General features: G+C 66.9%; 26 protein-coding genes. 10 read left to right on the forward strand and 16 right to left on the reverse strand.

The window, feature by feature from the left end:
* Positions 1–8: 8 nt before the first annotated feature.
* Both urtA and N5C88_RS10240 read right to left on the reverse strand, forming a co-directional pair.
* Positions 9–1,202 carry an urea ABC transporter substrate-binding protein gene (gene urtA / locus N5C88_RS10235; protein ID WP_059377226.1) on the reverse strand — a complete coding sequence of 398 codons (1,194 nt, stop codon included), beginning with the start codon at positions 1,200–1,202 and terminating at the stop codon, positions 9–11.
* Positions 1,203–1,557: 355 nt separating this feature from the next.
* Entirely contained in the window at positions 1,558–2,481 is a 924-nt protein-coding gene (locus N5C88_RS10240) for a LysR family transcriptional regulator (RefSeq protein ID WP_251878644.1), read from the reverse strand.
* 100 nt (positions 2,482–2,581) lie between these two features.
* Between N5C88_RS10240 and pcaD the strand changes: the two genes are divergently transcribed.
* Positions 2,582–3,379 carry a 3-oxoadipate enol-lactonase gene (pcaD, locus tag N5C88_RS10245; RefSeq protein ID WP_118933391.1) on the forward strand — a complete coding sequence of 266 codons (798 nt, stop codon included), beginning with the start codon at positions 2,582–2,584 and terminating at the stop codon, positions 3,377–3,379.
* An 11-nt stretch (positions 3,380–3,390) separates the two neighbouring features.
* Here pcaD and N5C88_RS10250 read toward each other — a convergent pair whose 3' ends face one another.
* Positions 3,391–4,293, reverse strand: a complete 903-nt coding sequence (locus N5C88_RS10250; RefSeq protein ID WP_118933392.1) for an NAD(P)/FAD-dependent oxidoreductase — start codon at positions 4,291–4,293, stop codon at positions 3,391–3,393.
* Between the two features lie 124 nt (positions 4,294–4,417).
* On the opposite strand from N5C88_RS10250, the gene folB reads away from it, so the two are divergent.
* The gene (gene folB / locus N5C88_RS10255) at positions 4,418–4,777 is read left to right on the forward strand and encodes a dihydroneopterin aldolase (RefSeq protein WP_008164827.1); all 360 of its coding nucleotides are present in this window, start codon (positions 4,418–4,420) and stop codon (positions 4,775–4,777) included.
* Positions 4,778–4,779: 2 nt separating this feature from the next.
* Positions 4,780–5,748 (forward strand): tRNA 2-thiocytidine(32) synthetase TtcA, encoded by a 969-nt coding sequence (gene ttcA, locus N5C88_RS10260; protein ID WP_280015268.1) that lies wholly within the window; start codon positions 4,780–4,782, stop codon positions 5,746–5,748.
* A gap of 64 nt (positions 5,749–5,812) precedes the next feature.
* On the opposite strand, the gene N5C88_RS10265 is transcribed toward ttcA, so the two are convergent.
* From N5C88_RS10265 to apaG, 5 genes are all read right to left on the reverse strand, one after another.
* Positions 5,813–6,769 (reverse strand): D-2-hydroxyacid dehydrogenase family protein, encoded by a 957-nt coding sequence (locus tag N5C88_RS10265; protein ID WP_059377213.1) that lies wholly within the window; start codon positions 6,767–6,769, stop codon positions 5,813–5,815.
* Between the two features lie 61 nt (positions 6,770–6,830).
* Positions 6,831–7,571, reverse strand: a complete 741-nt coding sequence (locus N5C88_RS10270; RefSeq protein WP_280015279.1) for a DsbC family protein — start codon at positions 7,569–7,571, stop codon at positions 6,831–6,833.
* Between the two features lie 201 nt (positions 7,572–7,772).
* Entirely contained in the window at positions 7,773–8,942 is a 1,170-nt protein-coding gene (locus N5C88_RS10275; RefSeq protein ID WP_059377208.1) for a UbiH/UbiF family hydroxylase, read from the reverse strand.
* Positions 8,939–10,240, reverse strand: coding sequence for a murein transglycosylase A (locus tag N5C88_RS10280; RefSeq protein ID WP_251878635.1), 1,302 nt, complete (start codon positions 10,238–10,240; stop codon positions 8,939–8,941). Before N5C88_RS10280 ends, N5C88_RS10275 begins: the two co-directional genes overlap by 4 nt.
* Positions 10,241–10,278: 38 nt before the next feature.
* Positions 10,279–10,653, reverse strand: a complete 375-nt coding sequence (gene apaG / locus N5C88_RS10285) for a Co2+/Mg2+ efflux protein ApaG (RefSeq protein WP_280015269.1) — start codon at positions 10,651–10,653, stop codon at positions 10,279–10,281.
* Between the two features lie 129 nt (positions 10,654–10,782).
* Between apaG and rpe the strand changes: the two genes are divergently transcribed.
* The 7 genes from rpe to N5C88_RS10320 all read left to right on the forward strand — a co-directional run bounded on the left by rpe (position 10,783) and on the right by N5C88_RS10320 (position 17,351).
* A complete protein-coding gene (gene rpe / locus N5C88_RS10290; RefSeq protein WP_054455236.1) occupies positions 10,783–11,511 on the forward strand; it encodes a ribulose-phosphate 3-epimerase in 729 nt (242 codons plus the stop codon).
* A gap of 14 nt (positions 11,512–11,525) precedes the next feature.
* Complete coding sequence (locus N5C88_RS10295; RefSeq protein ID WP_059377203.1) at positions 11,526–12,233, forward strand: phosphoglycolate phosphatase; 708 nt, start codon at positions 11,526–11,528, stop codon at positions 12,231–12,233.
* 263 nt (positions 12,234–12,496) lie between these two features.
* On the forward strand, positions 12,497–14,017 hold the full coding sequence (gene trpE, locus N5C88_RS10300) for an anthranilate synthase component I (RefSeq protein WP_054455241.1): 1,521 nt from the start codon (positions 12,497–12,499) through the stop codon (positions 14,015–14,017).
* A gap of 56 nt (positions 14,018–14,073) precedes the next feature.
* Complete coding sequence (locus tag N5C88_RS10305) at positions 14,074–14,640, forward strand: aminodeoxychorismate/anthranilate synthase component II (RefSeq protein WP_059377201.1); 567 nt, start codon at positions 14,074–14,076, stop codon at positions 14,638–14,640.
* A 12-nt stretch (positions 14,641–14,652) separates the two neighbouring features.
* Positions 14,653–15,684: an anthranilate phosphoribosyltransferase gene (trpD, locus tag N5C88_RS10310; RefSeq protein ID WP_054455246.1), complete on the forward strand. Its 1,032-nt coding sequence runs from the start codon at positions 14,653–14,655 to the stop codon at positions 15,682–15,684.
* The gene (trpC, locus tag N5C88_RS10315) at positions 15,681–16,469 is read left to right on the forward strand and encodes an indole-3-glycerol phosphate synthase TrpC (RefSeq protein ID WP_059377198.1); all 789 of its coding nucleotides are present in this window, start codon (positions 15,681–15,683) and stop codon (positions 16,467–16,469) included. Before trpD ends, trpC begins: the two co-directional genes overlap by 4 nt.
* 18 nt (positions 16,470–16,487) lie before the next feature.
* On the forward strand, positions 16,488–17,351 hold the full coding sequence (locus N5C88_RS10320) for a LysR family transcriptional regulator (RefSeq protein WP_059377196.1): 864 nt from the start codon (positions 16,488–16,490) through the stop codon (positions 17,349–17,351).
* 8 nt (positions 17,352–17,359) lie between these two features.
* Here N5C88_RS10320 and N5C88_RS10325 read toward each other — a convergent pair whose 3' ends face one another.
* The 8 genes from N5C88_RS10325 to N5C88_RS10360 form a co-directional block, all read right to left on the reverse strand.
* A complete protein-coding gene (locus N5C88_RS10325) occupies positions 17,360–18,532 on the reverse strand; it encodes a thiolase (protein WP_280015270.1) in 1,173 nt (390 codons plus the stop codon).
* Positions 18,529–18,915 carry a Zn-ribbon domain-containing OB-fold protein gene (locus tag N5C88_RS10330; protein WP_280015271.1) on the reverse strand — a complete coding sequence of 129 codons (387 nt, stop codon included), beginning with the start codon at positions 18,913–18,915 and terminating at the stop codon, positions 18,529–18,531. Before N5C88_RS10330 ends, N5C88_RS10325 begins: the two co-directional genes overlap by 4 nt.
* Complete coding sequence (locus N5C88_RS10335) at positions 18,912–20,156, reverse strand: CaiB/BaiF CoA-transferase family protein (protein WP_059377189.1); 1,245 nt, start codon at positions 20,154–20,156, stop codon at positions 18,912–18,914. The genes N5C88_RS10330 and N5C88_RS10335 overlap by 4 nt, the downstream gene beginning before the upstream one ends.
* Positions 20,157–20,191: 35 nt before the next feature.
* Positions 20,192–22,270 carry a 3-hydroxyacyl-CoA dehydrogenase NAD-binding domain-containing protein gene (locus N5C88_RS10340; protein WP_280015272.1) on the reverse strand — a complete coding sequence of 693 codons (2,079 nt, stop codon included), beginning with the start codon at positions 22,268–22,270 and terminating at the stop codon, positions 20,192–20,194.
* A gap of 37 nt (positions 22,271–22,307) precedes the next feature.
* On the reverse strand, positions 22,308–23,285 hold the full coding sequence (locus tag N5C88_RS10345) for a tripartite tricarboxylate transporter substrate binding protein (protein ID WP_280015273.1): 978 nt from the start codon (positions 23,283–23,285) through the stop codon (positions 22,308–22,310).
* Positions 23,286–23,324: 39 nt separating this feature from the next.
* Positions 23,325–23,717 (reverse strand): MaoC family dehydratase, encoded by a 393-nt coding sequence (locus N5C88_RS10350; RefSeq protein ID WP_059377178.1) that lies wholly within the window; start codon positions 23,715–23,717, stop codon positions 23,325–23,327.
* A 10-nt stretch (positions 23,718–23,727) separates the two neighbouring features.
* Positions 23,728–24,165, reverse strand: a complete 438-nt coding sequence (locus N5C88_RS10355; RefSeq protein ID WP_280015274.1) for a MaoC family dehydratase — start codon at positions 24,163–24,165, stop codon at positions 23,728–23,730.
* Positions 24,166–24,329: 164 nt separating this feature from the next.
* Positions 24,330–25,299, reverse strand: a 970-nt coding sequence (locus N5C88_RS10360) for a sigma 54-interacting transcriptional regulator (protein ID WP_280015275.1), incomplete at its 5' end; no start/stop codon positions are given.

Below are 25,299 nucleotides of genomic sequence, written 5' to 3' on the forward strand. Positions count from 1 at the left end.
AGCGCGGGCTACAGCTTCGGGAAGGGATTGGGCTCGATCAGGTCGGCCGATTCCCAGACGATGTCGAACTGCCCGTCCGGCCGCGCCCGGCCCACCCGCACTTTCTTCCAGACGTGATGGTTGGTCTCGTGCACACGCACGGTGCCCTCCGGCGCCTGCAGTGTCAGCCCGGCGGAGGCCGCGATCACCTTGTCGGGATCGAACGAACCGGCCTTCTCCACGCCGAGCTTCCACAGGTACACGCTGTTGTAGGCAACCTCCATCGGGTCGCCGATGACGCGGTCCTGGCCGTACTTGGCCTTGAAGGCCTTGACGAATTTTTCGTTGGCCGGATTCTGCAGGCTCTGGAAGTAACCCATGCAGGCGTAGTAGCCCGCCGCGTTGTCCTTGCCGATGCCTTCGATCTCGTTCTCGGACACCACGGTGGACAGCAGCACCACGCGCGTGCCGTCCAGGCCGGCGGCGCGCAGCTGCTTGTAGAACGCCACGTTGGAGCCGCCCACCACGGTGCTGTAGATGCACTCGGGCTTGGCCGCCTTGATCTTGTTGATGATGGAAGAGAACTCGGTATGGCCCAACGGCGCGTACTCTTCGCCCACCACCTTGGCATTCATGCGGGCAATGGCCGGTTTGGCGATCTTGTTGCAGGTGCGCGGATAGATATAGTCGGAACCGACCAGGAAAAAGGTCTTGCCCTTTTCACGCGCCATCCACTCCACCGCCGCAATCACGGACTGCGTGGCTTCCTGCGATGGATAGAACACCCGCGCGTCCTGCTCCTGGCCCTCGTAGTAGGTGGGGTAGTACAGCAGGCCCTTGCTGCGCGCGAGCACCGGCAGCAGCGCCTTGCGCGAAGCCGAGGTATAGCAGCCCACGATGGCGGCGACCTTGTCGCGGTCGAGCAGCTTGCGCGCTTTCTCGGCGAACACGGCGTTCTCGCTCGCGCCGTCTTCGACTACGGGTTCGATCTTGCGCCCCATCACGCCGCCCGAGGCGTTGATCTCTTCGATCGCCAGCTTCTCCGCGTCCACCAGCGACGCCTCGGCGATGGCGATGGTGCCGGACAGCGAATGCAGCAAGCCCAGTTTGACTGTGTCTTGGGCGTAAGCCTGGCGGGGCAAGGCTGCCATCCCCGACGCGGCGCTCAGTAGGACCATGGAGCCGCTGTGCTGCAGAAAGCGGCGGCGGTTGTATACGCTCATCGTTGCGCTCCTGTGCGTTTCTGAAGGCAAGCCTCCGGCTAGGGCTTGCACGCAAGCCCTGAACTGCCCGGGATTGGGCAGGCGCCTTTGCCCACCACATCACGACGACTGCCGTCCGCCCGCTGCCTGCCACGTTTCTTCAGGCAAAGCTGCGCCCACGGCGCAGCGAAACGCCATTCGAAGAAAAGCGATGGACAAACGGAAAACGAAAAGGCCCGAGCCGGAAATTCCGGCTCGGGCCTTTTTGCCCTACGCCTGACTGGCAACACTGGCAGTCGGCGAAAATTTGAAGACGAACTTGCGTCTGGAAGGCATTCTGAAGAAGCGTGTGGCGCTATGCCATGCGTATTTTCCCTTAGCGGCCGCGGCTCGCTGCCAAGGCGCGGCGCAAGGCTGGCGCGGCATTCTGCAAGTAGTGCCACAAGCGGTTCGAGACCGGACCTTGCGCGCAGTCCGTGCGGCGCGCGGCGACCAGCTCTTCGACACTGCCCGGCAGATGGCGGTTGGCGATCGAGATCAGACGTCCGTCGCGCAGTTCGTCTTCGACGAGAAAACGCGGCATGTGACCCCAGCCCATGCCTTGCAGGATGATTTCCTTCTTCATCAGCTGGTCCGCCACCGTGCACTGGCGCGCGCCTTCCACGGTGAAGTAATCCTGCGGCGGCATGTGCCTGGCGGTGTCGCGCATGACGCATTGCGTGTAGTCGCGCATCAGCGCGGGCTTGATCGCGCGCGGCACGGGTTCACGCAGAAAGCCCGGCGCCACCACGGGTACGAAAGGCACCTTGGCCAGGTCGACCCATTCGATGCGGGCGTCGTTCTTGGCGACGCGATGCAGGATGAGGTCGGCCTCGCCGTCGTAGAGGCGTTCCTGCGGCCCGGACACGGCCTCGAAGTGCAGGTCCAGGCGCGTGGCCGGACAGTCCGCGAAAAAGCGGCTCAGCAAGCCCAGCACGTAGGGGCGCGGACAGAAGTCGCCGATCACGATGCGCAGCTCGGTTTCCTCGCCCATGGCCAGTTGTTCGGCGTGCGCGCGCAAGGCGGTCAGCTCGCGCAGCAGCGCTTGCGCGCGCGCATGGAAGGACTGCCCCGCGGCTGTCAGGCTCACGCGGTAGCCGCTGCGGTCCAGCAAGGCCAGATCCAACTGCCGTTCCAGCTTGGCCACGGCGGCGAATACCGCCGGATGCGAACGGTGCAGCGTTGCCGCGGCCGCCTGAAAGCCGCCGGCGCGCGCCACCGCGTCGAAGCATTGGAGATCGTGCAGCGTGAATTCGCTCATGTCTGTTTTTCCGACAATGATTGTGCAAACTTTGTAATTTTTTCTCTAACGGCGCGCAACTACGATTTGCCTCACACCAACCACCGCGAGGCCAAGCATCATGCAAGACATCTCCTACTACACCGCCGGCGACGGCGCGCGCATCGCCTACCGTTACGATGGCCGCGCGGATCTGCCCACGCTGGTGCTGGCGAACTCCATCGGCACCACGCTGCACATGTGGGACGCACAGATTCCCGCGCTGACTCGCCACTTCCGCGTGCTGCGCTATGACTACCGCGGCCATGGCGCGTCCAGCGTGCCGCAAGGTCCTTACTCGCTTGACCGCCTGGGCCGCGACGTGCTGGAGCTGATGGACGGGTTGGGCATCGAGCGCGCGCATTTCCTGGGGCTGTCGCTGGGCGGCATCGTCGGTCTATGGCTGGGCGTGCATGCGCCACAGCGCATCCATCGTCTGGTCCTGAGCAATACCTCGGCCTATCTGGGACCCGTGCCGCAATGGGACGAACGCATCGCCGCCACGCTGCGGGCAGAGAACATGTCGGAAACGGCCGAGACCTTCCTGAAGAACTGGTTTCCCGCGTCCTGGCTGCAGCAGAGCAATCCCGCCGTCGAACCGTTCCGCACCATGCTGCTGAACACCGACAAGCATGGCCTGGCGGGCGCATTCGCCGCCGTGCGGGACTTCGACCTGCGTCGCACCATGGCGCTGATCCCGAATCCGACGCTGGTCATCGCGGGCCAGCACGACACGGTCACCGCAGCCAGCCACGGCGAGCAGATCGCCGCCGCCATCCCTGGCGCCAGGCTGCTGACGCTGCCGGCCGTGCACTTGGCGAACATCGAATTGCCCGAGGCGTTCGAGGCCGCGGTGCTGGAATTCCTGCTCACGGCCTGAAGCCCGCGTCCCTACTCCGCGCCGCGCTCCCAGCGGCGCTGGATGGCCTTGGCCGCGACCACGCCGTCGGCCATGGAGGTGACCACGCAGGGATGCATGCGGTGCGCCACCTCGCCCACAGCGTAGATGTCGGGCACGCTGGTTTCGGCGGTGGCGAAGTCCGTGCGGATGTAGCCGCGCTCGTCGCGGGCCAGGTGCAGGCTGTCGGCAAAGCCGGCCTGGGGCTCCCAGCCGTAGAAGACCAGGATCAGGTCGTACTGCTTGCCGTCCACGCTGCGGGTGGCGGGGTCGACCTTGTACGGTCCGATATGCACGCCTTCGCGGCCGGCGCGCGTCACCCATTGCTGTTGGGCGCGGACGCTGCGGGCATAGAGATGCACGCTGCGGGCGCCGCGGTTACGCACGTAGACGTAGTTTTCGAAGGCGTTGTCGCCGCCGCCCAGCACCGCCACCGACAGGCCCGAATAGTCCTGCGCCACGATGGGCGAGCCCGGGCCGATCAGCACGCCGGGCCAGGATGCGCCCGGCGGATGGTCCGGCAGCCCCTTGGCGCGCACGCCCGAGGCGATCACCAGGGTGCGTCCGCGCACCAGGGATTCGGCGCCGTCGGCGCCTGCCAGCGTGGCCTCGATGCCGCCCTTGCAGGGACGCACCCCGGTTACGCGGGTTTCCAGCCGCAGCGGCACGCCGGCCGCGCGCACGCTGGCGTCGATATTGGCGGCCACCTGCTGCCCGGTCACGCCGGGCAGCACGGCGATCCAGTCGTCGGCGAAGGGATTGTCATTGCCCAGCCCGCCCAGCCGGGGGCCAGCCTCGACCAATAGCGGGGACAGGCCCAGGCGCGCCAACCACAGGGCGCAGGAGGCGCCGGCGGGGCCGCCGCCTACAATGACCGAATCGTGCATCTGTTGCATTTCACCCCTTATTGACTGCGCCGGCGCCTCGCGGACGCCCGGACATGGCCGGATTGTAGCCAGCGCGCCGCCCCCGTTCCGCTGTCGCCTTACAATTCCGGGCTACCCCACCCAGGTTTTCATCATGCCTACACGCCGCATCATTCTTTCCGGGCTCGCGCTCGACGCCCGCATCGGCATCCTCGAACACGAGCGCCGCGCCACCCAGCCCCTGCATGTCGACGCCGACTTCGACGTCGACATCCAGCGCTCGGTCGACGACCATGACATCCACAGCGTGCTGGACTACCGCCGGCTGCGCGAGGCCATCGTGGAAGAATGCACGCAGGCGCACGTGAACCTGATCGAAACCCTGTCGGAACAGGTCGCGGCGCGCCTGCTGGCCGACTTCCAGGAAATCCGCGCGCTGCGCCTGCGCATCAGCAAGCCCATGGCCTTTTCCGACTGCGCGGCGGTGGGCGTGGAAATCCAGATCACTCGCTGACCATGAACGACATAGCTACCCCCGAGGTGCGCTTTCGCACCGAGGCCGAAGAAAAGGCTCGCCACGAAGGCAACAAGCTGACCAAGCGCCTGGCCCGCGAAACCACGCGCGCCCTGTCCGACTACAACATGATTGGAGAAGGCGACCGCGTCATGGTCTGCCTGTCGGGCGGCAAGGACTCCTACGCGCTCCTGGACATCCTGCTGCAGCTGCAGAAGCGCGCGCCCTTCAAGTTCGAGCTGATCGCGGTCAACCTGGACCAGAAGCAGCCGGGCTTTCCCGACCACATCCTGCCCCAGTACCTGACGGAACTGGGCGTGCCCTTCCACATCGAGACGCAGGACACGTATTCCATCGTCACGCGCGTGCTGGAAGAGGGCAAGACCATGTGCTCGCTCTGTTCGCGCCTGCGCCGCGGCATCCTGTACCGCGTCGCCTCCGAACTGGGCGCGACCAAGATCGCGCTGGGCCATCACCGCGACGACATCCTGGGCACGTTCTTCCTGAACCTGTTCTACGGCGGCAAGGCCAAGGGCATGCCGCCCAAGCTGGTGTCCGACGACGGCCGCCACACAGTGATCCGCCCCCTGGCCTATGTGCCGGAAACCGATCTGATCGCCTACGCCGAACTCAAGCAGTTCCCCATCATTCCCTGCAATCTCTGCGGTTCGCAAGAGAACCTGAAGCGCAAGGAAGTGGGCCGCATGATCAAGGAATGGGACAAGCAGCATCCGGGCCGCTCGTGGAACGTGTTCAACGCGCTGTCGCGCGTGGTGCCTTCGCACTTGATGGACCGCGACCTGTTCGACTTCGTGGGCCTGAAGCCCACCGGTCTGCCTGACGCCAATGGCGACACGGCGTTCGATGCCGAAGACCCGCAGGAAGATGCCGGCGAAGCCTGTGGCGATACGCCGCAAACGCTGGAGCCCGGCGCCATCGTCGAGAAGAAGGTGACGTTCACGCGCGGCTGAAAACGGCGCGCGGGAATTGAAAAAGGCTGCCCAGGGCAGCCTTTTTCATTTGCAGGCGCTACGCCTACGCATTCAGCACGCGAATCGGCTGGCCCGACTTCCACGCCTTCACCGCCTCCAGCGCGTTTTGGTAGAAGGCTTCGAAGTTCTCGCGGCTGACGTAGCCCAGGTGCGGCGTCAGGATCACGTTGTCCAGGTCGCGCACGGAATCCGTGGGCGACAGCGGTTCCTCGGGATAGACGTCCAGGCCGGCGCCGGCGATGCGGAACTTCACCAGCGCGTCCATCAAGGCTTCCTGATCCACCAGGCCGGCGCGCGAGGTGTTGACCAGGTAGGCGGTCGGCTTCATCGCGGCCAGGGCTGCCGCGTCGACCACATGGCGGCTGCGTTCGGACAGGATCAGATGCAGGCTGACGACGTCGGACGTGGCGAAGAGCTCGTGCTTGTCCACCCGCTTCACGCCCGCCGCCTCGGCGCGCTCGTCGGTCAGGTTGGGACTCCAGGCCACCACGTCCATGCCGAAGGCCAGCCCCACCTTGGCCACCGCCGCGCCCAGCTTGCCCAGACCCAGCACGCCCAGGCGCTTACCCGCCAGCGGCTCGGGCATGCCCGTCTGCCACATGCCGCGGCGCATGGCGGCGTCTTCGGTGGGCAGATGCTTGAACAGGCCGAGGATGTGCGCCCAGGCCAATTCAGCCGTGGCGGTGTTGGCCTCGGCGCTGCCGGGCGCGCCGCACACGACGATGCCCTGCTCGGCGCAAGCCTGCATGTCGATGGCGTTGTTGCGCATGCCGGTAGTGACCAAGAGGCGCAGGTTCGGCAGCGCGCGGATCCGTTCCGCAGGGAATGGTGTGCGCTCGCGCATCGCGACGATCACCTCGAAGGGTTCGAGCGTGGGCTCGACCTGCCCCTCGGGAATGAAGTTGTTGAAGATCCGCACCTCGGCGTTGCCGCCCAGCGAGGTCCAATCCGCATAGCGCTTGGCTACGTCGTGGTAATCGTCGAGTATTGCGATTTTCAAGAGCTGTCTCCGGGGGCTTGGCGCCTGTGGCGCCAGCCTCCCGGCCGGCGCCGCGCGCCGGTCAGTTCAAGCGGGCTTTGAATTGCTCCAGCGGCAAGGCGCCGCTGACGCGCGAGCCGTCTGCAAAGAACGTGGTCGGCGTGCCGCGCACCATCAGCTTCTGGCCCAGGGCCAGCAGCTTGTCCTCGGGTGCGTCGCAATTCGCGGTGGCGGGCTTCTTGCCGCGCAGCATCCAGTCGTCCCAGGTCGCGCCCGGGTCCTTCGAGCACCACACGTCGCGCACCTTGTCCTTGGAATCGGGCGACAAGATGGGATAGAGGAAGGTGTAGACGGTGATGTTGTCGACGTTTTCCAGCGTCTTGCGCAATTGCTTGCAGTAGCCGCAATTGGGGTCTTCGAAGATCGCGACCTTGCGCGAACCGTCGCCCTTGACCTGCTTGATGGCGAGGTCCAGCGGCAGCTGGTCGAACGACACGGCGCTCAGGCGCTCCTGCGTTTCGCGGGTGACGTCGCGGCGCGTCATGGCGTCGATCAACGGACCTTCCATGACCCAGGTCACCTTTTCATCCGTATAGATCAGGTCCATGCCCAGCTGCACTTCGAACAGCCCGTAGGGCGTGCGGCGCACGGCCGTGACATCCATGCCGTCGAAACGCTGGCGGAAGCGGTCCTTGACCGCGTCCGCCACGGGATCGGCCGGCGCCACCTGGGTGGTGGAGTAGCTCTTGTCGCCCTTGCCGGGCTGGCCCACGGACTGGGTGGAGACGGACTTGTCGCCCTGGGCCGCCGCGCCGGCGGACATGCCCAGGCCCGCGGCCAGGAAACAAGCGGCCAAGGTGGCGGATATGCGGAAATTCATCGGTACTCCTGTACTTATCTATCGTGTTCTTGTGCGGAAAGGGTAACCGATCCGCGCCTGGGCGAATCCGGCCTACACGGGCAGGCGCCCCCTATGAGTCAGACAATCCGCCCGCGGGCGAGGTTCCACGGGACGGATCCGGCCCTAGTTGGCCGAAGCGCCGGTGATCAGGCGGCGCTTGATCAGAGGCGCCCGCTCTACCCAGTGCATGCCGGCATTGCGCAGCCAGACCAGCGGCGTCGCCCGCGACGCGAACAGCTTGTGCAGGCCGTCGGTGGCCAGGCGCATGGCCAGCACCGGCTCGGCGCGCGCGCGCTGGTAGCGGTGCAGCACGCGCAGGTCGCCCGCCGCACGGTAGGCTTCGCGGCCGGCGACGACGCGGGCCAGGGCCTCGACGTCGCCCAGGCCCAGGTTCAGCCCCTGGCCTGCCAGCGGGTGCAGGCGGTGCGCCGCGTCGCCCGCCAGCGCGATGCCGGGCGCAACCATCTGGGCGCGCTCCAGCGTCAAGGGGAATCCATGCAGCTTGCTGCGGACCTTCAGCGCGCCCAGGCGGCCTTCGGCGGCGTCGGCCAGCAGGGTTTCCAGGCGGGCAGCCTGCTCCTCGGGCGGCAAGGCCAGCAGCGCCTGGGCCAGTTCGGTGCGCATGGACCAGACCATGGAAACCTGCGCACCGGCGGAGGTATCGGGCAGCGGCAGCAGAGCCAGTACGCCGTCGTCGCGGAACCACTGGAAGGCGGCGCCCTGATGTGAACGCTCGGCGTCCAGATGCACCACCAGACCCGTGTCGTCATAGGACACGGATTCATGCTTCAGGCCGGCGGCCTCGCGCAGCGGCGACGCCGCGCCATCGGCGCCCACGAACAGCTCGGCCTCGATGCGCGTGCCGCTTTCGGTGTCGATGGCGCCGTCGCGGTAACCCGTGCAGCGGTCCTCCAGCCAGGGAATGCCGAACATGCGGACGGCCTGGATCAGCACGCGCTCGATTTCGCCGGACTCGACGATCCAGGCCAGTTGCGGCAGCGCCGCCTGCCAGGCGCTCAGATTCACCTGGCCGTCGGCGTCGCCGTGGATTTCCATGGCGTTGACCGGCGTCAGCCGGGACGCGGGCATGGCGTCCCACACGCCGAGTTCGGCCAGAAAGCGCTGGCTGGCGGGCGAAATGGCGTAGACGCGCGGATGGTAGCGGTCGGGATCGGCCGGCGGCACGCTGGCGCGCGGCGCCAGCACGGCCACGCGTTGGCCGCGGCGGGCCAGCGCCAGGGCAGTGGACAGGCCGACGATGCCGGCCCCGCAAACGACGATCTGATGGCTCATCTTGCGCTCGGCTCCCCGGCCTGTTTCGGCCACAGCACCCACATCTGGCCGCGCTGCTTCATGCGGCCGGCTTGCTGGCCGGCGTCGTCGCCGTAGCCCCAGTAGAAGTCGGCGCGCGCGGCACCGCGGATGGCCGTGCCCGTGTCCTGGGCCAGCACCAGGCGCTGCAGCGGCCGGTCGGACGCGGGATAGGTCGTGGCCAGGAATACCGGCGTGCCCAGCGGCACGAAGCCCGCGTCGACCGCGATCGAACGCATGGGGGCCAGCGGCACGGCGTAGGCGCCCTTGGGGCCTTGCTCCGGGTCGATCACCGCCTCTTCACGGAAGAACACCACCGCCGGGTTGGCGTTGAGCATTTCCGGCACGCGCTTGGGATTGCGCTGGGCCCAGGCGCGGATGTTCTGCATGGAGGCCTGGTCGGCCGACAGCTCGCCCCGGTCGATCAGCCAGCGGCCAATCGAGGCATAAGGCTGGCCGTTATGGTCGGCGTAGGCCACGCGGATGGTCTTGCCGGAATCGGGGCCGTCGGTCAGCTGCACACGACCCGAGCCCTGCACCTGCAGGAAGAAGTTGTCGACGGGGTCGTCCACCCACACCAGCACGGGCGGACGGCGGCCTGACGATTCGATGGCGGCGCGCGAGTCATAGGGCACCACCCGCTTGCCGTCCAGCTTGCCGCGCACGCGCTTGCCCGCCAGTTCCGGATAGATCGAACCCAGGTCGATGGTCAGCAGGTCCGCCGGCACGGTGTACAGCGGCCATTGATGGCTGCCGCCCTGGCGGCGCGAGCCGCGCACCAGGGGCTCGTAATAGCCCGTCACGGTATTGGCGGCCGGCTTGCCGTCGGCCGCGTTCAGGCGCCAGGGCTGCAGATAGGTCTGGAGGAAGCGGCGCACGCCCTCGCCATCGCCCGCGGCAGGCGCGCGGGACGGATCCGCGGCGGCGGCGCAGACCGGCTGCCAAGCCCGCGGCGTGGCGCGCGCCGGCGCGGCCAGGTTGCCGCTGGTCGGCCGCATCAGGCCGCGGCAATTGCGCAGGAACAGAGGCCAGAAGCGCGACAGGTCATCGTTGGTCCAGCCGGGCATCTCGGCCCAGTTCGCCGCCTTGTACTTGCCCGCCAGCGCGCGCGGCGGGGTATCGGGCAAGGACGCCAGCGACGGCACCACCAGCGGGCCGTCGGCTGCGGGCGCGGACGGGCCGGGGATACCGGTCGAACCGGAGTCGGGAGGGATATCGGAGGGGGTGGAACATGCCGCCAGCAAGACGGACAGCACGGACAGACTGAGAATGCGCTTCATGAGCAAATGAAAAAACGTGCGACGGATAGCCGGGCCATTCAATGCAGGGTACGCGGCATGGCCAGGACGAATTCGGAGATCGGCACTTCGAACGGAATGCCGTTCTCGCCGACGCAGCGGTAAGTGCCGCGCATCGTGCCCACCGGCGTGGGCAGGGGACAGCCGCTGGTGTACTCGAAGGTTTCACCGGGCGCGAGCAAGGGCTGCTGCCCGACGATGCCCAGCCCGCGCACTTCCTGCACGCGCTGGTTGCCGTCGGTGATGATCCAATGGCGGCTGATCACCTGGGCGGGATGCTCGCCGGTATTGGTGATGCGGACGGTATAGGCGAACACGAACTGCTGTTCGCCAGGATCGGACTGTTCAGGCACGAAGCGCGGAGAGACAGAGACGCTCAGGTCGTAAGGTTTCACAGTCCTTCCCTGTGTGGTGCTGGCGGGCGGCCGTGGTACGGCGCCTGACGCTGGAAAAGACACGGTTCCCGGACCCGCCGGGCCGGGCCATTCCCGGTACCGCGCCTCAAACTGCAATAATGGCACATTATGCCCTCCCCGATCCCGAACATCATGTCTACCCAACAGGCTTCCACCCGCATCACCCCCAGCATCCTGTCGGCCGACTTCGCCCGCCTGGGCGAGGAAGTCCGCAACGTCGTCGCCGCCGGCGCCGACTGGATCCACGTGGACGTGATGGACAACCACTATGTCCCCAATCTGACCATCGGCCCGATGGTGTGCGCGGCCATCCGCCCCCATGTCCAGGTGCCGATCGACGTGCATCTCATGGTGGAACCGGTGGACGACCTGGTGCCGATGTTCGCCAAGGCCGGCGCCGACTACATCAGCTTCCACCCGGACGCCAGCCGCCACGTGGACCGCACGCTGTCGCTGATCCGTGAAAACGGCTGTAAGGCCGGCCTGGTGTTCAATCCCGCCACCCCGCTGTCCTACCTGGACTACGTGATGGACAAGATCGACCTGATCCTGATCATGTCGGTGAATCCGGGCTTCGGCGGCCAGAGCTTCATCCCGGGTGCGTTGACCAAGCTGCGCGAGGCGCGCGCCCGCATCGACGCCTGGACGCAGGCCGGCGGCCAGGAAATCGTGCTGCAGGTCGACGGCGGCGTGAAGATCGACAACATCGCTGAAATCCGCCGCGCCGGCGCCGACACCTTCGTGGCCGGCTCCGCCATCTTCGGCAAGCCGGACTATGCCGGCATCATCAAGTCCATGCGCGAACAGATCGCCATCGGCGAAACCACCGCCATCTGAGCCGGGGAACCGACATGACCGCTTTTCGCGCCGCGCTGCTGGACCTGGACGGCACCCTGCTGGATTCGATTCCCGACCTGGCCTTCGCCGCCAATGCCATGCGCGTGGAACTGGGCATGTCGCCGCTGCGCGAAGACGTGGTGGCCACCTTCGTGGGCAAGGGCGTGGACAACCTGGTGCGCCGCAGCCTGGCCGGCAGCCTGGATGCAGCCGACCCCTCGGCCGCCGAGTTCGACGTGGCCCGCGCCGCCTTCTATCGCCATTACCACCTGTCCAATGGCGAAAAGGCGCAGATCTATCCCGGCGTCATCGACGGCCTGAAGCTCATGCGCGAGCAAGGGCTGAAGCTGGCCGTCGTCACCAACAAGCCCACCGAATTCACCCTGCCGCTGCTGCAGCGCACGGGCCTGGCGGGCTTTTTCGACGCCGTGGTCTGCGGCGACACCTGCGAGCGCCGCAAGCCCGATCCGGATCAGGTGGTGCATGCCTGCGACCTGCTCGGCGTCGCCATGCACGAAGCCGTGACCATCGGCGATTCGGTCAATGACGCCCAGGCCGGCCGCAGCGCCGGCACCCAGGTCCTGGTCGTGCCTTATGGTTACAACGAAGGCCGGGACGTGCGCGAGCTGGATGTCGATGGTATAGTTGACACGCTAGTCGCCGCCGCCCAGTGGGTCGCGCTCTGGAATCAAAACCAGAACGCGGCAAGAACAGGCTCCTGAACACCCGGCGGCGCACCGCGAATTCAATACTGAACAAAGCTCAATGAACGTTTCCATCCAGAACCAAATGCTCGGCGCCTCGTGGCGCTGGTGGCGTTTGTCTTCCGGGTGGCGATGATCCCTCCCGGCCCTGGACGCGTATGCCGCCTAGTGCCGTAGCTGTGTAAATAATCACAGAGCCAAGCCCGGAACCAGTAACCTGGACCGGGCTTTTTTGTTGCGCGCCTGGTCCGATAGCAGATAAATCGCTCACGAGACCCGACATGACCGAAATCGAATTCAAGGCCCTCGCCGCACAAGGCTACAACCGCATCCCGCTGGTCGCGGAAACCTATGCCGACCTGGACACCCCGCTTGGCATCTACCTGAAGCTCGCGCACGCCGGCCCCCAGGGCGGGCGCATGACCTGCCTGATGGAATCGGTGGTGGGCGGCGAACGCTTCGGCCGCTACTCCTTCATCGGCCTGCCGGCCCGCACGGTGATCCGCGCCAGCGGCACCCGCACCGAGGTGCTGCACGACGGCAAGGTCGCCGAGACCCATGACGGCGATCCGCTGGCCTTCATCGAGCAATACCAGAGCCGCTTCAAGGTCGCCCTGCGTCCTGGCATGCCGCGCTTCTGCGGCGGCCTGGCCGGCTACTTCGGTTACGACACGGTGCGCCACATCGAGCCCTGCCTGGGCCCGGCGGTCAAGCCGTTTCCCGCCGGCATGGAAGGCGGCACGCCCGACCTGATGCTGATGCACGTGGACGAGCTGGTCATCGTCGACAACCTGGCCGGCCGGATCTACCTGATGGTCTACGCGGACCCGGGCCAGCCCGAAGCCTACAGCCGCGCCCAGCAGCGCCTGCACGACTTGCGCGCCCGACTGCGACGCCCGGTGGAAATTCCCTACAGCCACGCCAGCATGCAGACCGAAGAGCGGCGCGACTTCAAGAAGGAAGACTATCTGGCCGCGGTGCACCGCGCCAAGGAACACATCGCCGCCGGCGACCTGATGCAGGTGCAGATCGGCCAGGTCATCGCCAAGCCCTTCCGCGATTCCCCTCTCTCCCTCTACCGCGCCCTGCGGTCGCTCAATCCCTCCCCCTACATGTACTTCTGGAACTTCGGCGACTTCCAGGTGGTCGGCGCGTCACCGGAAATCCTGGTGCGCCAGGAGCGCGTGGTGGAAAACGGCGAGCCCAAGTCGCAGATTACGATCCGTCCCCTGGCCGGCACCCGCAAGCGCGGCGGCACGCCCGAGGAAGACGCCGCCCTGGCCGCCGAACTGAAGGCCGATCCCAAGGAAGTGGCCGAGCACGTGATGCTGATCGACCTGGCGCGCAACGACGTGGGCCGCGTGGCCCAGGTGGGCTCGGTCAAGGTCAGCGACACCATGGTGATCGAACGCTACTCGCACGTGATGCATCTGGTGTCCAACGTCACCGGCACGCTGAACCCCGGCATGAGCAGCATGGACGTGCTGCGCGCGTCCTTCCCCGCAGGCACCCTGACCGGCGCACCCAAGGTCGAGGCCATGAAGATCATCGACGAGCTGGAGCCCGTGCGCCGCGGCATCTACGGCGGCGCGGCTGGCTACCTGAGCTACGGCGGCGAAATGGACGTGGCCATCGCCATCCGCACCGGCGTCATCAAGGACGGCACGCTGTACGTGCAGGCCGCCGCCGGCATCGTGGCCGACTCCAACCCCGAAGCCGAATGGGCCGAAACCGAAGCCAAGGCCCGCGCGGTGCTGCGCGCCGCGGAACAGGTGCAGCACGGCCTGGACGAACCCATCTGAGGCCCCGCCCCCACCGGACATATCCGGGCCGCCGGGCGGCCCCACAGGAGAATTAAATGCTGTTGATGATCGACAACTACGACTCTTTCACCTACAACCTGGTGCAGTACTTCGGTGAACTGGGCGAAGACGTGCGCGTGGCGCGCAACGACCAGATCACGCTGGAAGAGATCGCCGCCATGAATCCGGACCGCATCTGCGTGTCGCCCGGCCCCTGCTCGCCGGCCGAGGCAGGCATCTCGGTGCCCGTGATCCAGACCTTTGCCGGCAAGAAGCCCATCCTGGGCGTGTGTCTGGGCCATCAGGCCATCGGCGCGGCCTACGGCGGCGACATCGTGCGCGCGCAGCAGATCATGCACGGCAAGACCGTGCGGATCTCGCACACGGGCACGGACATCTTCACCGGTCTTCCCACCCCGTACACCGTGATCCGTTACAACTCGCTGACCATCGACCCCGCCACCCTGCCCGACTGCCTGGCCGTGACCGCGACCGCGCCGGACGGCGACATCATGGGCGTGCGCCACAAGACCTTGCCGCTATACGGAGTACAGTTCCATCCCGAGTCGGTGCTCAGCGAGCACGGCCATGCCCTGCTCCGCAATTTCCTGAACCTCGCCTAAGAAGGACGCATCGTGACTATTTCCCCCGCCGAAGCGCTGACGCGCTGCATTGAACACCGCGAAATCTTCCACGACGAAATGCTGCATCTCATGCGCATGCTGATGCGCGGCGAAATGTCGCCGCAGATCGCAAGCGCCTTGCTGATGGGCCTGCGCGTGAAGAAAGAGACCATCGGCGAGATCACCGCGGCCGCGCAGGTCATGCGCGAATTCGCCACGCCCGTGGTCACGCCCAACCCCGCCGACCTGCTGGACATGTGCGGCACCGGCGGCGACGGCAGCCACACCTTCAACATTTCCACCACTGCCATGTTCGTGGCGGCGGCGGCCGGCGTGCCGATCGCCAAGCACGGCAACCGCAGCGCCTCGTCCTCCAGCGGCAGCGCCGACGTGCTGGAAGCCCTGGGCGCCAACCTGGTGCTGACGCCCGAACAGGTGGCCGAGTGCATCCAGGCCACCGGCATCGGCTTCATGTTCGCGCCCGCCCACCATGGCGCCATGAAGAACGTGGCCGCCGTGCGCAAGGAACTGGCCGTGCGCACCATCTTCAACATCCTGGGTCCGCTGACCAACCCGGCCGGAGCCGCCAACCAGCTGATGGGCGTGTTCCACCCCGACCTGGTCGGCATCCAGGTGCGCGTGCTGGAACGCCTGGGGTCGCGCCACGTGCTGGTGGTGCACGGCAAGGACGGCATGGACGAGGCCTCGCTGGGCGGCGCCACCCTGGTCGGGGAACTCAAGGACGGGAAAGTCCTCGAATATGAGATCCACCCCGAGGACTACGGGCTATCCATGATGTCCAACCGGAGCATCAAGGTGTCCAATCGCGAACAATCGCGTGAGCTTGTCATCGAGGCGCTCGAAAATGTCGAAGGCACCGCCCGCGACATCGTCGCGCTCAATGCGGGACTCGCCATCTATGCTGGCAATAAGGCCGATTCCATTCCCGAGGCATTGGCTCTAGCATTTGAACTTATCTCCACCGGCGCGGCGCGAGCCAAGCTGGAAGAATTCTGCGCATATACCCGGAAATTCCTGAAATGAACGATATTCTCGCGAAGATCCTCGCCGTCAAGGCCGAGGAAGTCGCCGCCGCTCGCCAGATGCGCAGCGAAGCCGAAGTCCTGCGCGAAGCGCAGGCGCGGCAGGACGTGCGTGGCTTTGCCCAAGCCATCGAAGACAAGATCTCGCAAGGCAAGCCCGGCGTCATCGCCGAAATCAAGAAGGCCTCGCCGTCCAAGGGCGTGCTGCGCGACCCTTTCAATCCCCCGGAAATCGCCGCCACCTATGCGGTGCACGGCGCGGCCTGCCTGTCGGTGCTGACCGATGTGCAGTTCTTCCAGGGTTCCCACGACCACCTGCGCCAGGCGCGCGCGGCCTGCTCGCTGCCGGTGCTGCGCAAGGACTTCGTGATCGACCCCTACCAGATCATCGTCGCGCGCGCCATGGGCGCGGACTGCGTGCTGCTGATCGTGGCCGCGCTCAGCCCCGCGCAACTGCGCGACTATGAAACGCTGGCAATGGAACTGGGCATGGACGTGCTGGTGGAAGTGCACGACGCCCAGGAACTGGACGTCGCGCTGACCATGAAGACGCCGCTGCTCGGCATCAACAACCGCAACCTGCGCACCTTCGAGACCAGCCTGTCGAACACCCTGGACCTGCTGCCCCGGATCCCCGCCGGCAAGCGCGTCGTGACCGAAAGCGGCATTCTCAAACCGGAAGACGTGCAGCTGATGCGCCAGCACAAGGTCGACGCCTTCCTGGTGGGCGAAGCCTTCATGCGCGCCAAGGATCCGGGCGCGGAACTTGCGCGCCTGATGGGCTGACCGCAGGTCCGGGAGCCCATGGACACTACTTTCCTGCTCAATTTCATCCAAGTCATCGAGCAGGGTTCGATCGCCGAGGTCGCGCGCAAGAACGGCCTGACGCCGGCGGCGGTCAATCAACGCATCAAGAAGGTCGAGGACGAACTGGGTTTCAAGCTGGTGGTGCGTTCCGGCCGCACCGTCAAACCCACGGTCGAAGGCGCGCAGATCCTGGCGCAGGCCAAGCACGTCATGGAAGAGGTACGCAACCTGAAGGCGGCCTCCCAGGGGCCTGTGGTGTTCGGCCACCTCACCCTGGGCGCGTTCGATTCGGCCATGACCACGCTGATGCCCACGCTGCTGGCGCGCCTCATCGACCGGCATCCCAACCTGGAAGTCAGCCTGGTCAAGGGCTATTCCGTCAATCTCTACAGCAAGATATGCGACGGCGAAATGGACGCGGCGCTGATATTGCAGCCGCAGTTCCAGATGCCCAAGAACCTGGAATGGCGGCGGGTGCGCGACGAACCGCTGGTGGTGCTGGCGCCGGCCTCGCTGACGGAAACAGACCCGCACCAATTGCTGCGCGCCAATCCGCTGATCTGCTACGACCGCAAGCTGTGGGGCGGGCAGCTCGCCGCCAACTACTTCCGCCAGCACAGCATACGTCCCAAGATACGCATCGAAACGGCGTCCATCGAGGTGATCGCGCTGCTGGTGGGCCAGGGACTGGGCGTGTCCCTGGTGCCGGACGGCGCCGGCGAACTGCGCCCGGACTCCGGATTGCGCAAGATCCCCCTGCCGGGCGACGAGCATTTCCGCAGCGTCGGCCTGCTGTGGAACCGGCAATCGGTCCGCGCCGCCCTGATCGAGGAAATCTACGAGATCGCGCGGGCCGCTTGAGGCGGCCCTCAGCAGGTCCCTTCGGCGCCCAGGATGACCGTGGACTGGCTGGACAGCGTGCCGCCGTTGCCATGCGCCAGCGCCAGGCGGGCATCCCGGACCTGGCGCTCGCCCGCCTGGCCGCGCAGCTGGCGCACCGCCTCGATCACCAGGAACACCCCGTACATGCCCGGGTGGACGCAAGACAGCCCGCCCCCGTTCGTGTTCACCGGCAGCCTGCCGCCGGGCGCAATGCCGCCGTCGCGCACGAAGGCCCCACCCTCGCCCTTGGCGCAGAATCCCAGGTCTTCCAGGAACAGGATGGTGTTGATGGTGAAGGCGTCGTACAGCTGCGCCACATCGACGTCCGCCGGGCGATACCCGGCCATCTCGAACGCCAGCGCGCCCGACTGTCGCGCTGCGGTGGTGGTCAGGTCCTCCATCGCGGATATCTGGCGGTTCCATACGGCGGTGGCGCTGCCCAGGATGTAGGCGGGCGGCTGCGGCAGATCCCGGGCGCGGTCGGCCCGCGTCATCACGAAGGCGCCGGCGCCATCCGTCACCAGGCAGCAATCGCGGACCGTCAGCGGATCCGATACCCTGCGAGCGCTCAATACCTCATCGATCGATAGCGGATCGCGCGAATACGCCTCGGGATTGAGCTGCGCCCAGCGGCGCGCCGCCACGGCGACTTCGGCCAGGTCCTCGCGGCGGGTGCCGAACTCGTGCATGTGGCGCCTGGCGGCCAGCGCATAGGCGCTGGGCGGGTTCAGGGGTTCATAAGGCATTTCGTAGGGCTGGGGATCCAGCGCCTTGCGCGTGGCCGCAATCGCCGAGCGGCCGACGGTCGCGGTCTTCTGCGCGCTGCCGTAGCAGACCAGCACGGCGTTGCACTGCCCCGAGTCCAGCGCATGGGCCGCCGCCAGGATGTAGGACATGAAGCTGGAACCGCCCAGGCAGGTTCCATCGATGTAGGTGGGGCGGATGCCCAGGGTCTCGATGACGGACATCGGCCACATGCTGGCCGCCACGCTGGAGGTGGCGATACCGTCGATGTCGCGCATCCGCAGGCCCGCGTCCCGCACCGCCGCATGGGCGGCCCGCACCAGCAGCTCCATGTCCGTATAGCCCGGCGCCTGGCCCAGGCCGAAGTGGCCGACGCCGGCGATGACCGTCTTGCCTCGCAGTTGCCGGTAGTTCATTGCCGCGCCTCCTCGAACAGCACGGCTGCCGCGCCGTCGCGCTCGCCGATCACGGCTCTTACCGTCATCCCGATGCGCACCTGGTCGGGCGGCATGCCCACGACGTTGGACATCATGCGCACGCCCTCCTCAAGATCGAGCAGCGAAACGTTGTAGTCGCCGCCGGCCTCGGGCTTGCGCGCGACGGTGGTGCAGCTGTAGACGATGGCCCGCCCCGCCGGCGCGACCCAGCCCAGCGCATCGCTGCCGCAATGCGGGCAGATCTCGCGCGGATGGAACACGTGGCGCGCGCAATCGGCGCAGCGCTGGATCAGAAAGCGGCCTTGCGCCAGATGGTCGAAGTACTGCTTCTGCGTGCCTGCATTGGCGGCTGCGCTGCTCATCGTGGTTCTCCCAGGCTTGCGGGCTGCTGCAGCGCCGCGATTTCGGTTTCGCTGCATCCGAGCCTGGCGCTCAGGACGCTCTGCGTATCGGCTCCCAGCAAGGGCGCCGCGTTGCGGTAGGCGACCGGGCTTTCCGAGAAGCGCATCGGACTGCGGACCTGCGGCACGCTGCCGCACACCGGATGCGGCAGCGAGAATTTCAGGCCGCGCGCGCGCACCTGCGGATTCTCATGGACCTGGGCGATGTCGTTGATCACGCCTACCGGCACGCCTGCGGCATCCAGCAGGCCGACCCATTCGTCGCGCCCCCGCGTGCGGAACAGACGCTCCAGTTCGGGAATGAGGGTGCCCTTGGCGAGCACGCGCCCGGTATTGGTCAGGTAGCGTTCATCCCCGGCCAGGTCGGGGCGTCCCGCGGCGGCGCAGAATTTCTGGAACTGGCCGTCGTTGCCGACGCCCAGCACCACATGCCCGTCGGCCGCCTCGAACACCTGATACGGTGCCAGGTTGACGTGGGCGTTGCCTTCGCGCCGCGGCACCTCGCCCGACAGGAAGTAGTTGAAGTTCTGCACGCCCAGCGCCGCCACCTGGCAGTCCAGCATCGAGATATCGATATGCTGGCCCAGGCCGCTGCGGCTGCGCTCGTGCAGCGCCGCGAGGATGGCGCTGGTGGCGTACATGCCCGCCATCAGGTCGGCGGCGGCATTGCCGGCCTTCTGCGGACCGCCGCCAGGCAGCGCGTCCTTTTCACCGGTGATGCTCATCAGTCCGCCCAACGCCTGGATCACGAAGTCATAGCCGGGCTTTTCCGCGTAAGGACCGTCCTGGCCGAAACCCGTGATGGAGCAATAGATGAGGCGCGGGTTCAGCTCCCGCAGGCTGGCGTAGTCCAGGCCGTACTTGCGCAGGCCGCCCACTTTGAAATTCTCGACGAAGATGTCGCATCCGGCTGCCAGCCGGCTCACCGCCTCCGCGCCGGCCTGAGTGGCGATGTCCAGAGCCAACGACTTCTTGTTGCGGTTGGCGGCCAGGTAGTACGCCGACTCCTGCGTGCGCCGGCCTTCGGCGTCCATCAGGTTGGGCGGCCCCCAGCCCCGGGTGTCGTCGCCTGACAGCGGACGTTCTATCTTCAGCACTTCGGCGCCCAGGTCGGCGAGGTTCTGCGTGCACCAGGGGCCCGCCATGATGCGGGTCATATCCAGCACGGTGATGCCGCTGAGCGGCGGTTCTCTGTTAGACATAGGATGTGTGTACGTGGATGAGGAAAGGAAGGACCTCAGCGGGCATAGAAGGCGCCGCCATCGCGCGCCTGGGCGAGCAGCAGCGGCGCGGGCGTCCAGTACTGCTCGCCCGCCAGGCTGGCGTAATGGCGGATGCGTTCGCAGATGCGAGCCGCGCCGATCCGGTCCGCATGGAACATCGGACCGCCGCGGAACCGCGGAAAGCCGTAGCCATTGAGCCAGATGGTGTCGATGTCCTCCGGCCGGCTGGCGATGCCTTCCTCCAGGATCAGCGCCCCTTCGTTGATCATGGCGTAGAGGCAGCGCTCCAGGATCTCTTCGTCGGAAATCTCGCGGCGCATGATGCTGCGCCGTTCCGCGTTGCGCACGATAAGTTCGGATATGGCCGGGTCCACCGATCGTTTGCGCTGCGCGTCATAGGTATAGAACCCCGCGCCGGTTTTCTGCCCCAGCCGTCCCGTCGCGACGATTTCGTCGAGGATGTTGCAGGCCACCTCGCGTGGGCTCAGCCGGTCCAGCCGGCTTTGGCGGTTGCGCCAGGCAACGTCCAGGCCCGCCAGGTCGTTCAGCTGAAACTGCCCCATCGGAAAGCCGAACTCGCACAGCACGCGGTCGACCTGCTCGGGCAGCGCGCCTTCCTCCAGCATGAAGTAGCACTCTCGGGTGCGTCGCGCCAACATGCGGTTGCCGACGAAGCCGTCGGACACTCCCACCATCACCGCCACCTTGCCCAGACGCTTGCCCAAGGCCTGCGTGGTAGCCAGCGCGCGCGGCGAACTGCGCGCGCCGCGCACGTTCTCCAGCAGTTTCATGATGTGGGCGGGGCTGAAGAAGTGCATGCCGACGACGTTCTCCGGACGGCGCAGGCCCGCTGCCAATGCATCGATGTCCAGGAACGAGGTATTGGTGGCGATCAGCGCATCCGGCCGCAGGTTTTCTTCGATGCTGGCCAGCACCTGCCGTTTGACGTCCATGTCCTCGAAGACGGCCTCGACCACGAGGTCGCAGTCGCGCAGCGGCTCGTACTGCAGCGTCGGCGTCAGCGCGTCGCTGCGCGCGCGCAGCGTGGCTTCGGTGATGCGTCCCTTCGCCATGTCGTTGCGGTAGGTCTTGCCTATGGTTTCGACGCTGGACGCCAGCACCTTTTCGTTCTGCTCGACCAGCACGACGGGGATACCCGCGTTCAGGAAACACATGGCGATCCCCGTGCCCATCGTGCCGGCGCCCACCACGCCCGCCTTGCGCACCGGCGCCGCTTCCTCGGCCGGCAGGCCGGCGGGCTTGGTCGCGACACGTTCGGCGAAGAAGGCGTGGCGCAAGGCTTGCGCCTGGGGCGACGCCACCAGTTCCCGGAAACGCTCGCGGCCATAGGCCACGCCGTCTTCGAAACTCGAGGCGGCGCTGCGCACCGCCACGTCAACGCAAGCCTGCGGCGCCACCTGGCCGCGATGGCTGGCCTGGAACCTGGCGCGCGCGGTCTCGAACAACTGAAGCCCGCAGGTCGGCGCCGGCAATTCCCGCGTGCGCCGCGCCCCCTGGCCCTCAGCCAACAGGCGCTGGGCGAACGCAATGGCGGCAGCCCGGACATCCTCCTGCGCCAACGCGTCCGCCACGCCGGCTTGCAGCGCCTCGGCCGCGCCTATTGGTTTGCCGCCCGCGGCCATGTCCAGCGCCTTCTCGACGCCCGCCAGGCGTAGCAGCCGGGGAATGCCGCCAGCTCCGGGGATGATGCCCAGTGTGGACTCGGGCAGGCCCAGGCGGGCTTGCGCATCCACCACCCGGTAGTGGCAGCCCAGGGCCAGCTCCAGCCCGCCGCCCAGCGCCGAACCGTGGATCGCCGCGACCACCGGCTTGGCGCTGGATTCGATGGCGTGGATCACCTCCGACAGGTGCGGATCCAGCGGCGGCTTGCCGAACTCCTTGATGTCGGCGCCGGCCACGAAGGTGGCGCCGGCGCAGGCGATGACGATGGCATGGGTATCGTCATCGCCCGCCGCCTGCTCAATGGCGTGCAGCAGGCCGGCGCGCACCGCCTGGGAGGTGGCGTTGACCGGAGGATTGTCGATGACGATGACGCGGATGTTTCCGCTAAGCGTGGAAGTTACGGCTTGCATGGTTGTCCTGGAGTGATGGCGGCCTCGCCGCCGGCGTTCAGCGCGATTCCTGCAGCGGCACCTTGGCCGTCTTGATAACCTGGGCCCACTTGGCCTTTTCCTGGCCGATGTAGCGCCCGAAGCCCTCGGGCGTATCGGTCTGCGGCTCCATGCCCTGTTGCCGCAGCCATTGCGTGAAGTCGGGCTTGCCCACCATCTCGCGCAGCGCGGCGTTGAGCTGCGCCACGATGGGCTGCGGCGTGCCGGCGGGCGCGAGCAGCCCGTACCAGCCCGCCGCCTGGAATCCCGGATAGCCGGATTCAGCCACGGTTGGCACCTGCGGCAGCGACTGGATGCGCTGCGCGGTTTCCACCGCCAGCGGCACCAACTTCCCCGACTGGATCAGCGGCACCAGCGTGATTGCGTTGTCGCTGACCGCGGAGATCAAGCCCGACTGCACGTCGACCAGCGCGGCCGAACTGCCCTTGTAAGGCACGTGCAGCATGTCGACGCCCGCGGTCGACTTGAGCAGCTCCATGGACAGATGCTGCGTCGATCCGGTGCCGGCCGACCCGAAAGTCAGCTTGCCGGGATCCTTCTTCGCCAGGGCCAGGAATTCGCCCAGCGACTTCGGCCCGAGCTCGGGACTGACGGCAATGACCAGCGGCGATACCGCCACGATGGTGATGGGCGCGAAGTCCTCCACCGGGTCGTAGGGCAACTGCTGGTACAGCGAAGGATTGATGGACATGGCCCCCGAGAAGGTCATGCCCAGGGTGTAGCCGTCGGCGGGCGCCTTGGCGATGGCGGTCATGCCCACGATGGCGGCTGCGCCAGGCTTGTTCTCGATGACCACGGGCTGGCCGAATTTCTCCGTCAGCCCACGGCCTATCATGCGCGCCAGCGTATCGGCGGCGCCGCCGGCCGCAGCCGGCACGATCATGCGAATGGGCTTGTCAGGGTACGGCGCGGCTAGCGCGACCGTCGCGCTCAAGACCCCGCAGGAAAGGACCAGGCTTTGCAAGATACGTTTCAAGATTGTCTCCCTATGCTTGTTTTTGTATTGCGGCCGACCTCAGCCGCGGCGGTGGGTGATGGTTCCCACCTGCACCTTCTTTCCATCAGGCAGCGCGCAGGCATACGCCAGCTCCAGCCATCCGGGTTCGCTGCGGGTCACTTCGAGCTCCACGTCCACCTGGTCTCCCGGCCGCGTGAACGCCACGAATTTCGCCTCGATTTCACCGCCATCGAGCCACGCGCCGCCAAGCAGATCGGCGGCCATGTCGAGAACTGGCGCCATCACCAACGCCCCCTGCACGATGACGCCGCCGAAAACGCTGTTGCGCGCATATTCGGGATCGGTGTGCGTCCTGCCGGTGGTGCCGTGCAGCGCGCCGAAGCGGTTGATGTCTTCCTGTTCCGCGCCGCGCGCGGCACTGCGGAACTTGTCGCCTACCTTGAATTCCATGCGGGCCTCCTCAATTGGGCCAAACCAGGCTGCGCTCCGCCACCAGAGCGACGCGCGCGTTTTCCAGCTTGCGGACGGTGATCTCCAGCACCACGAAGCGCTTGTCGTTCTTGAGGTACTTGTCCTTCACCAGCACGCTGGCCTCCAGTTCCTCTCCCGGATACACGAGCGCCAGCAGACGGACTTTCTCGCGGGCGTGCAGCACGCCAGTCGGCCAGGCAAAGGCCGCGTGCTGCGGCTGGAAACTGCCAACCAGGACTGGGTGCACGCTGCGCACGGGCGCGCCGCCGCCCTGCCGCGACACGGCGCGGCCGTTGCCGTCGAGGACCGGGGAATGTTCGAAGGTGCCGATGAACGCGTCGCTGTCCGCGGCGCCGATGCTGTAGCGGGTCGGAGGAAAGGGACGGCCTATTTCGAAGTCGTCGTAGAACAGCTCGTTGCTTGCCATGTCATCACCTGGGTTGAAGGGGATGAAGGCATCGTAAGCAGTTCTTGCCGTGTGCTGGGATAGTTAACCTATCTTCAAAAGATAGTTTTTGTGCACGCCCTGCGCGTGCATGGCAAGCGCCTGCGCGCCATGGCAGCGTCGCGCGCAGGGAGCAGAGAATGCCGCTAGGCCGGACGCGGCAAGCGGCGATAAAGCGTGCTGCGGTGCACGCCCAGCGCGCGCGCAGCGCGGCTGACATTGCCGCCATGGGCGGCCAGGGCATTGTGGATCGCGGCGTCCGTCATGGCTTGCAGATTCGCAGGATCAACGTCTGTGCCTGCGGCTTGCGGCGCAGACGCCGCGCCGCGGATGTCGGCGGGCAGCATGTCGGCCTCGACGACGCCGGCAGGTCCCGCCAGCACGTGCAATGTGCGCAGCACGGCCGCCAGTTGCCGGTAGTTTCCGGGCCATGAATAGGCGGCCAGGATGGCTTCGATCTCGGCCGGCAGCACAGGGCCTGCGCCTTGCGCCGCCCACAGGCCACGCAGCAGCTCCAGGCGGTCGGCGCGTGCACGCAACGGTTCCAGCGTGACGGTGTATTCGGCGATGCGGAAATACAGGTCCGGGCGCACCGGCGCGTCGGGCCCCTCGTGCGCCAGCGGCCGGTGTGTCGCGCACACCAGCGCGAAGTCCACGGACACAGGTCTGGCCGCGCCCAGCGGCGAGACTTCACGCGTCTGCAGCACGCGCAGCAAGCGCGATTGCAGCATCAGCGGCATGTCGCCGATCTCGTCCAGGAACAGCACGCCGCCGTGCGCCTGGCGCAGCAGTCCCTTGCTGCCCTGGCGCCTCGCGCCAGTGAAGGCGCCGTCTTCATAGCCGAACAGCTCGGATTCGATCAGGCTTTCCGGCAACGCCGCGCAGTTCACCGCCACGAACGGCCCGCAGGCGCGCTTGCTGCGCGCATGCAGCTGGCGCGCGAACACTTCCTTGCCCACGCCGGTTTCGCCTTGCAGCAGAATCGACACGCCCGCATCCGACAGGTGCACGGCGCGTGCCAGCGCGCCCAGGGTTGCGGCATCGAAACTCGGTTCGGCGGGGCGCGGGCCGGCCGCGGGCGGCAGCGCTGGCCGCGCCGGCGCCTGTGGCGCGCGC

It is taken from the genome of Achromobacter sp. GD03932 (assembly GCF_029839485.1).
GTDB classification, from domain to species: domain Bacteria; phylum Pseudomonadota; class Gammaproteobacteria; order Burkholderiales; family Burkholderiaceae_B; genus Achromobacter; species Achromobacter bronchisepticus_A.